General features: G+C 61.0%; 7 protein-coding genes. 1 reads left to right on the forward strand and 6 read right to left on the reverse strand.

From position 1 onward, the window contains the following. Positions 1 to 43 precede the first annotated feature (43 nt). From leuS to OVO38_RS10980, 4 genes are all read right to left on the reverse strand, one after another. A complete protein-coding gene (gene leuS / locus OVO38_RS10970) occupies positions 44 to 2,860 on the reverse strand; it encodes a leucine--tRNA ligase (protein WP_267208498.1) in 2,817 nt (938 codons plus the stop codon). Positions 2,861 to 3,062: 202 nt separating this feature from the next. After that, complete coding sequence (locus OVO38_RS10975; protein WP_095553805.1) at positions 3,063 to 3,602, reverse strand: flavodoxin domain-containing protein; 540 nt, start codon at positions 3,600 to 3,602, stop codon at positions 3,063 to 3,065. An 11-nt stretch (positions 3,603 to 3,613) separates the two neighbouring features. Beyond that, positions 3,614 to 3,757 carry a DUF3039 domain-containing protein gene (locus OVO38_RS12495; RefSeq protein ID WP_095553806.1) on the reverse strand — a complete coding sequence of 48 codons (144 nt, stop codon included), beginning with the start codon at positions 3,755 to 3,757 and terminating at the stop codon, positions 3,614 to 3,616. A gap of 455 nt (positions 3,758 to 4,212) precedes the next feature. After that, positions 4,213 to 4,506, reverse strand: coding sequence for a transposase family protein (locus tag OVO38_RS10980; protein WP_095553807.1), 294 nt, complete (start codon positions 4,504 to 4,506; stop codon positions 4,213 to 4,215). A 232-nt stretch (positions 4,507 to 4,738) separates the two neighbouring features. Between OVO38_RS10980 and OVO38_RS10985 the strand changes: the two genes are divergently transcribed. Further along, entirely contained in the window at positions 4,739 to 5,137 is a 399-nt protein-coding gene (locus OVO38_RS10985) for an SHOCT domain-containing protein (RefSeq protein ID WP_095553808.1), read from the forward strand. A 700-nt stretch (positions 5,138 to 5,837) separates the two neighbouring features. On the opposite strand, the gene OVO38_RS10990 is transcribed toward OVO38_RS10985, so the two are convergent. Further along, positions 5,838 to 6,449 carry a recombinase family protein gene (locus OVO38_RS10990; protein ID WP_095553809.1) on the reverse strand — a complete coding sequence of 204 codons (612 nt, stop codon included), beginning with the start codon at positions 6,447 to 6,449 and terminating at the stop codon, positions 5,838 to 5,840. A gap of 134 nt (positions 6,450 to 6,583) precedes the next feature. Continuing rightward, complete coding sequence (locus tag OVO38_RS10995) at positions 6,584 to 7,672, reverse strand: hypothetical protein (RefSeq protein WP_267208499.1); 1,089 nt, start codon at positions 7,670 to 7,672, stop codon at positions 6,584 to 6,586. Positions 7,673 to 7,944: the final 272 nt, after the last annotated feature.

The following is a 7,944-nucleotide window of genomic DNA, read 5'->3' on the forward strand; positions in this document are numbered from 1 at the left end:
CCACCGATAACGCCCGCCTCGGCAGGGGACGGACAGGACTTCCCTACTTCACCACCAGGTTGACCATGCGGCCCGGCACCACGATCGTCTTGACGATCTGCTTGCCGCTGGTGAGTTCGGTCACGCGGGCGTCGTCAAGCGCTGCCTGTTCCATGTCCTCCTTGGAAGCGTCGGCGGCGACGTTGATGCGAGCCTTGACCTTGCCGTTGATCTGCACGGGAATCTCCACCGTGTCATCGGTGAGCAGCGACTCGTCGAAGGTTGGGAAGGGCTCGAACGTGATCGTGTCGGCGTGGCCGAGCTTGGCCCACAGCTCCTCGGCGACGTGCGGGGCGACCGGCGCAACCATCTGCACCAGCGGGGTCACCGCGGCGCGCGGGGCCTGCTGCGGGTACGCCTTGGTGAGGTAGTTGACGTACTCAATGAGCTTGGCCACCACGGTGTTGTCGCGCAGGTGCTCGTAGTCGTCGCGCACGCCCGCGATGGTGCGGTGGAGCTGCTTCGCGTCGTTCTCGGAAAGTTCGGCGTCGGTGACGTTGGCCTCGCCAGTCTCCTCGCTGACCACCAGGCGCCACAGGCGCTGCAGGAAGCGGTGCGCGCCAACGACGTCCTTCGTCGCCCACGGGCGGGAGGTGTCCAGCGGGCCCATCGACATCTCGTAGACGCGCAGGGTGTCCGCGCCGAAGTCGGTGGCGATGTCGTCCGGGGCGACCGCGTTCTTCAGCGACTTGCCCATCTTGCCGTACTCACGGTTGACTTCGACTCCGTCGAAGAAAAATCGGCCGTCCTTCTCCTCCACCTCGGCGGCCGGGACGTACACGCCGCGGGCGTCCGTGTAGGCGTAGGCCTGGATGTAGCCTTGGTTGAACAGGCGGCGGTACGGCTCCCTGGAGCTAACAAATCCCAGGTCAAAGAGCACCTTGTGCCAGAAGCGGGCGTAGAGCAGGTGCAGCACCGCGTGCTCGACGCCGCCAACGTACAGGTCCACGCCGCCCGGGTCGTTCTCGCCGCGCGGGCCGGTCCAGTAGCGCTCGTTCTCCAGGTCGCAGAAGGCGTTCTCGTTGGTCGGATCGACGTAGCGCAGCTGGTACCAGGAGGAACCGGCCCACTGCGGCATGACGTTGGTGTCGCGCCAGTAGGTCTTCTCGCCGTCGCCGAGGTCCATGCGCACCTCGACCCAATCCTTGGCCTTGGCCAGCGGCGGCGAGGGCTCGGAGTCCGCGTCGTCCGGCTCGTAGGAGACCGGCTTGTAGTCCTCCACGTCCGGCAGCTCGACCGGCAGCTGATCCTCCGGGATGGAGTGCGCCTGGCCGTGCTCGTCGTACACGATCGGGAACGGCTCGCCCCAGTAGCGCTGGCGGGCGAACAGCCAGTCGCGCAGCTTGTACTGGATCTTCTCTGCGCCCTTGTGCTTCTCGACGATCCACCGCAGCGCCGCTTCAATCGCCTCGGCCTTCCCCAACCCGTTCAGGTCAAGGCCATCGTTGTTGGCGGAGTTAATGTGGGTGGCATCGCCGGTAAAGGCCTCCTCGGAGACGTCGCCGTCCAGCACCGGGATGATCGGCAGGCCGAAGGCGGTGGCGAACTCGTAGTCGCGGTCGTCGTGCGCCGGCACCGCCATGACGGCGCCCGTGCCGTAGCCGGTGAGCACGTAGTCCGCGATGAAGATGGGGACCTGCTCGCCGCTGACCGGGTTGGTGGCGTAGGTACCCAGGAAGACGCCGGTCTTGTCCTTGTTCTCCTGGCGCTCCACGTCGGACTTGGCGGCGATGGAGCGCTTGTAGGCGTCCACGGCCTCGCGCGGGGTGGCCTGGCCGTTGGTCCAGCGCTCGTCGGTGTTTTCTGGGTAGGCGTCGGCCACGAGGGCGCCCACAAGCTCGTGCTCCGGAGCGAGCACGACGAAGGAGGCACCGAACAGCGTGTCCGGGCGGGTGGTGAAAACGGTGATGTCGCCCGCGGCGGAGTCGAAGTTGACCTCCGCGCCGCGCGAACGGCCGATCCAGTTGCGCTGCATGCTCTTCACCTTGTCCGGCCAGTCCAGCAGGTCAAGGTCTTCGAGCAGGCGATCCGAGTAGGCAGTAATGCGCATCATCCACTGGCGCAGGCGCTTGCGGAAGACCGGGAAGTTGCCGCGCTCCGAGCGGCCCTCCGCCGTGACCTCCTCGTTGGCCAGCACGGTACCCAGGCCGGGGCACCAGTTGACCATCGAGTCGTCGAGGTAAACGAGGCGGAATTCGTCGATAGCCTGGTGCTTCTCCGCCGTGGTGAGGTCGCGGAAGTTGCGGCCGTCCTTGGTCGTGCGCGCGCCGGTCATGAGGTCGCGCACCAGGTCCTCGATCGGGCGAGCCTTCTGCTGCTCCTCGTCGAACCAGGCGTTGTAGATCTGCAGGAAGATCCACTGCGTCCACTTGTAAAACTCCGGGTCCGTCGTTGCCACGGAGCGGCGCTTGTCGTGCCCCAGGCCCAGCTGGTCCAGCTGGCGGGTCATGTTGTCGATGTTCTTCTCCGTGGTCGTGCGCGGATGCGTACCCGTCTGGATGGCGTACTGCTCCGCAGGCAGACCGAACGCGTCGTACCCCAGGGTGTGCAGGACGTTCTTGCCCAGCATGCGGTTGTAGCGCGCGTACACGTCCGTCGCGATGTAGCCCAGCGGGTGGCCCACGTGCAGGCCCGCGCCCGAGGGGTACGGGAACATGTCCTGGACGTTGAGCTTCTCCTTCGGGAGCTCCTCGCCGGTGGCCAGGTCGCCGACCGGGTTGGGGGCGTTAAACGTGCCGTGCTCGCGCCAGTACGACTGCCATTTCTGCTCAATGTCGTTGGCCAGCTCTGCGGAATAGCGGTGCGGGGTCGCGTCAGTCATAGTTAAGCAGTGTAGTAGGCCCGGCGCGGTCAGGGACTATTGCTTATCGACGACCGACGCTCGTGGTCCCGCAACGAATTTCCCCAGGGAATTCTTTTTGGCGCGATTTTTGAACCGGAAAAGATATCGGAAAGAGATAGGACGGGTTTTGGGGTTTGTTTATGACGTTTTGACTGGTAGACAAATTGTTTCGATATATTTTTTAATTGTTTTGTGCGCCTTTGGCTACTTCCGCCCACGCCACGATCTCGTCGAGGCGCGAGAGGTCGACGCGATCGGTGTCCTTCTTATACATCTCGATCATCGAGCGCTCGTTTTCCGACTTCCGCGGCTTCAACTTGAGCGCGCCAATGATCCCGCGCATCACGCCCAGGTGCGCAGTGGTGAGCTCCGAGTAATTCAGTCGGCCCGGGAGGTAGAAACGCTGTACCTGGTCCGCCCGGTCGCCGAGCAGTTCCGCCGTGGGGTCTGCCTCTCGGACTACATGGTCTAGCGTCATGCCGACCACGACCACACAGGTGGGGCGGGCCTGGATCGTTGTTTCCGGGAGCGACTTTACGAACTTGGCTGCCGCGTTCATCGGGCCGTGCGCTGGGGCCAGGACGATGATGGGGCCCTCTGCTGCCGTGTCGGGCACTTCAGCGTGGTTGAGTATCTCCTGCGCGGTCGTGCTGAGGCGACGCGCGAGCTCCTCGGCATACTGCTTCGTGGAACCGTAGACGGAGGAGAAGTAGATGTGCATTTTTACCTTCATTATTTCGATTCGGATTGTTCTAGTAGACCCTGAATGCGCATGCACCGAGGACACGCGGCAAGTTTCTTGTGATCTTGACGCGGCACGAACACCGTTCCGCAGAGCGCAAAAACTGGACTACCTTGGGCGATGGCGGCGGACACGGTGCGAACGTGCTACTGCGTTATTTGTTCTGCAACGAGATGGTGCATGCTACCCGGCCTAAACCACGCCGGCGGTTTCGCACTTCGATTTCCCCGCAGCACAGAGTGTGTCGCGCAGTAGATAGTGAGCCGTGCTGGAAGAACCATGCGTAATAACGTTACGCAGATAGCGATGCAACTGACGACGCAACAAGCTCATCAGGATGGGCGGCGTGACGCGCAAAGACCTCCCGGCTCCGTATCGCGTCCGAAAGCCTGGAAAGAACAGAGGCGGTCTCCACTTCAATCCCATCAGGAGCGGACCGCAGCTTCACCTTTCCGTCACGGCCAAGTAAACGAACATGCAGGGCGCTCAAACCAAGGAGGGATGCTGCAGCGTTCAGCCCCAACCAGGAAGAAAGCTCATCCAACCCGCAGCCACTAGAGTGCCAATCCTTCCTTAGCAGAGGTAGGAACTAAACCCAGGACGCTTCAGACCGGGTACGTTGCGGGCACGCCGGTTCGGCGCACCGCCACAGCCGCTTGCGCCACACCAGCAGCACCGGCCGCCCCGCCGAGGGGATGTCACGCACCAGATGCTCACGCCGGCCGTGGGCCACCGCGACCACCCCGCACCGCGGGCACCCGGTCACCGACTCGGAGGTCTCCACCAACAGCTCCAGCTCACCGCCGTACTCACCGGCGGCAAGCACCACCAACCCCGAGATGCCGAGCATCGCAGCGGGCAGGACGGTAGCCTCAACACTCACCTGGGACTCCTCTCGATCCGTTGCTTGGTCGCTACGAATCGTGGAGTCCCAGGCCCGTCTTCACCAGCCCAACCCGGTCAGCGCGTCGCAACCCGGCTACCACGCTTGGTGAGGAAGAGCTGCTAACATGGTTCGGCGACGGCCCGGGCACGTCCTTGTTCCTAACCGTCGTGCGCTGGGGTCCGCGTGGACCGCTCGGCCAGCGTCCATCCAGTCAGGAGGCAATCAGCAAATGTTCGACGACAACGGCTCATTCCTACTCGCCATGTTCGAGTTCTTCATCTTCTTCGCATGGTTCATGTCCCTGTGGTGGATCTTCGGAGATCTCTTCCGCAGCAAGGACCTCGGCGGCTTCGCGAAGACGCTGTGGGTGGTGTTCATCGTCGTGCTGCCGTTCATCGGAATGCTCGCGTACCTGCTTGTTCGAGGTCGGGGGATGACCGACCGCGCGGTCGAGGCGCACCAGGAGCTCCAGCAGCGGCAGGATGAGTACATCAAGTCCGTCGCCGGCGGCTCCGCCGGATCGAGCCCGACCGATGAGATCGCCTCGGCGAAGGCCCTTCTCGACTCGGGAGCGATTACCCAGCAGGAGTTCGACCAGATCAAGGCAAGGGCGCTCTCCTCGGTCTGACCCTGGTCCGCTCCCTCGCCAGCCACAGCGTCGCGGTCCGAGGGCGGCCATCCGGCGCGGCCTTGTCGCGGGGCGAATTCGCGGTTCGCCGGACGCTGGCCAGCTTGGCTCCTAGGCTCCGGGTGCCGCGCCGCCATCGAGGGGGCGCCACCTGACCTTGGGGGTCACTCGATGGCTCTGGTTGTGCACCGGTTCACAGCGTAAGGTCGCGCCCGCCACCCTCGGCGCCGCTTCTGTCGAGGGTGGTCCTTCTCTATGCCACCAGGTCAGCGCGGCGCTGGGATCTCATGGCCGCAGCGGGGCGAGGTCAGCGTCGACGCCGCCTCGACCACCACTGAACTGGACGGCAGCGGAGTGGTCGTCGCACCGCGATGGCTGACGCAGCTCAGTGCCGGCCACATACTGGTCGGCGACTCGGGCGTTCATCGAACAGGTCAAGGAATCAATCGCCCTGCACATGGTCGGCTGATGCCGGTCCCATCGATCAACGTCTCCGGTCCGTACAGCTAGCGGGTGCCAGTGAGCGGGTGGAGGGATGCGGGGGTGGCATCAGGAGTGCCGCCTAGAGGCCCCTGAGGGGAAACATCTGATTAGGCTAAGTTGCCGACCACTTAAAAAATCGCCCCCGCTTCGGCGTGTAAGTGGTAATCAGCGGGAAATGATGGGGGGTAGCGGTGCGCTCGCTCGCCTCCGTCGGTAACTAAGCGTGGTGCGTATCTGAGGGGTGTTCCGTCTCTTCGGTTTGCGCGAGGTATCGGTAGAGGGGTGAGCGGCCGATCCCGTACTTCTGGGCGAGGGCTTTCTTGGTCATGCCTTGTTTGGCGAGGGCCTTGGCCTCGCGGGCTTGTTCGTCGGTGAGGACGCGCGCTCGCCCGGTGTAGACGCCTCGAGCTTTTGCTGCTTCGATCCCTTCGCGCTGGCGTTCGCGAATTAATGAGCGCTCGAGTTCTGCCACGGCACCGATCAGGTGGAGCTGGAAGCGCGCGTAGGGGTCCTCGGAGTTCGGGCGAAAGACGAGGTCCTCTTTCACGAAGTGGAGTGTGACGCCATCATCGGTTAGTCGCGTGACGATGGACTCCAGATCACGCAGGGAACGCGCTAAACGGTCCATAGAGGCCACAACGAACAGGTCGCCCTCCCGGAGGTAGTTCAAGGCCTCTCGAAGCCCCTGGCGGCCGTCTACGCCCTTGCCGGAGGCTTTATCGGAGAAGATCTTGTCGCAGCCGCCTATCGCGAGGCTTTGCCTGTCGAGGTTCTGGTCTGTAGAACTCACGCGCATGTACCCCACGCGCTGCCCGGTGTAGGTCACCATCGCCCCGTCCCCCTATCTCTAAACCCTGCTGGACTTCGTCTCGTTGAATTCGAGAGTGTCCACTGAGACACCGAGAAGAGCGCGAGGCCGACATGTGCCGCTGGCGTGTGCCCTAAAAATACAAACGGATGTGCTTAGAGATCCCAAACGTTTTCAGCGTGACGCAACCGGTGAACACTGGTGTACCTTTGCTTATTTACAAAGGCAGACCCTTTTCCCGCGCGGTCATTCTGGAGGGGTTTCTCGAGGGCTACATGATCGGGATCACCAGCCCGAGACAGGAGAAATACTTGGTACTTACCCGGTGACCACCCCTTTTCGAGACTAGAAGCCATCACCTTGCCCAATTTTTTGTCTTCCTTTTTCTCACTTAGCTTAAGGCGATCCGCTTCTGTCTCATTCCAAAGGACATTGTCATAACGGGCCTTGATACATGGCACATCAACCCCAATTTCTCGCCCCTCATAGAAAGCCATGTGGCCTACTTCTTGAAAAAAGCGCCCAGGCTGGCATATGTACGCGTTAAGCGGACCGTCATCAAGTTTTGCCTGTGCAGAGGGGACAACAACGGTATCCAACGGGGATATTGGTTTTTTAATACCCATGTCGCGCGTCCGGTCCACCGTTCTCATCCAGTCCGCGGCATCTTTGTTTATCATCTCGGCAAGACTGAATACTGCCCGCATTTCAAAACCGACATCGATATTTAAGAGAGAATCATGATGGGCAACGCGATTGCGGAATTTACGAATCTGTTCAGCTAATACGGTGACATCTTTGCGGAGCCCTGCCCCAGGAAAAGCGTTGTGCAGAGTCTCACGCCATAACTCCTCATGCTTTGCCCCCATCCAACCGGACCAGAAACCGAAAGACAATCCAGCAACATTTTGATCTCGAGTTTCCTTTCCTTCGGAACGAAGCCTTTCTCGAACCTTGTCGATTGCTTGCGATTGTGCGGAGTAAAATGGGGGTAAGAGAAACCAAGGAATTTTTCTTGTATCCTCACGCACTCTCTTTGATAGCTGAGTGTCGATGGCATGGCGAAGTAGGATCTCAAGGTGTGAAATCTGCTCTAGTGCAGCCCCCGCCATTTGGGTATTCCACACGTACAGATCAAGAGCCTTCGCTTCGTCACCCTCAGCGGCCCTAAGAAACGGTTCTAAACGAGGTTGCGGAAAACCAGCCAAAACTCCATGAGTTTCATTTCTAATTTCGTTGCTCATATTTTCATGCTATCCTTTAACTGAACGCCCCGATGTGCCTCTACTTCAGTAAGCACCCGGGGCTTTTATAATCCCTAAATTTATTGACGCTCTTCCCAAATAGAATGGGTTTAAGCCATACGGGTGTAATTAGCAAAGAGAATATGGGTTAAGCGACAAAATGTGTGCTTTTCTCGGCGTGTCGACTTAAGCGACAAAATGTGTGCTTTTTTGGGGGTGGGATGGGTGGTTTTTGGGTGTGTTGTGCTGGGGTTATGTTCGTCCTGCCCAGC

The sequence above is a fragment of the Corynebacterium sp. Marseille-P8863 genome, assembly GCF_946902955.1.
In the GTDB taxonomy this organism is placed as follows: domain Bacteria; phylum Actinomycetota; class Actinomycetes; order Mycobacteriales; family Mycobacteriaceae; genus Corynebacterium; species Corynebacterium gottingense.

Coding starts and splice junctions, on each gene's coding strand:
- leuS (WP_267208498.1), bottom strand. CDS start 2,860: ATGACTGACGCGACCCCGCACCGCTATTCCGCAGAGCTGGCCAACGAC.
- OVO38_RS10975 (WP_095553805.1), bottom strand. CDS start 3,602: ATGCACATCTACTTCTCCTCCGTCTACGGTTCCACGAAGCAGTATGCC.
- OVO38_RS10985 (WP_095553808.1), top strand. CDS start 4,739: ATGTTCGACGACAACGGCTCATTCCTACTCGCCATGTTCGAGTTCTTC.
- OVO38_RS10990 (WP_095553809.1), bottom strand. CDS start 6,449: ATGGTGACCTACACCGGGCAGCGCGTGGGGTACATGCGCGTGAGTTCT.
- OVO38_RS10995 (WP_267208499.1), bottom strand. CDS start 7,672: ATGAGCAACGAAATTAGAAATGAAACTCATGGAGTTTTGGCTGGTTTT.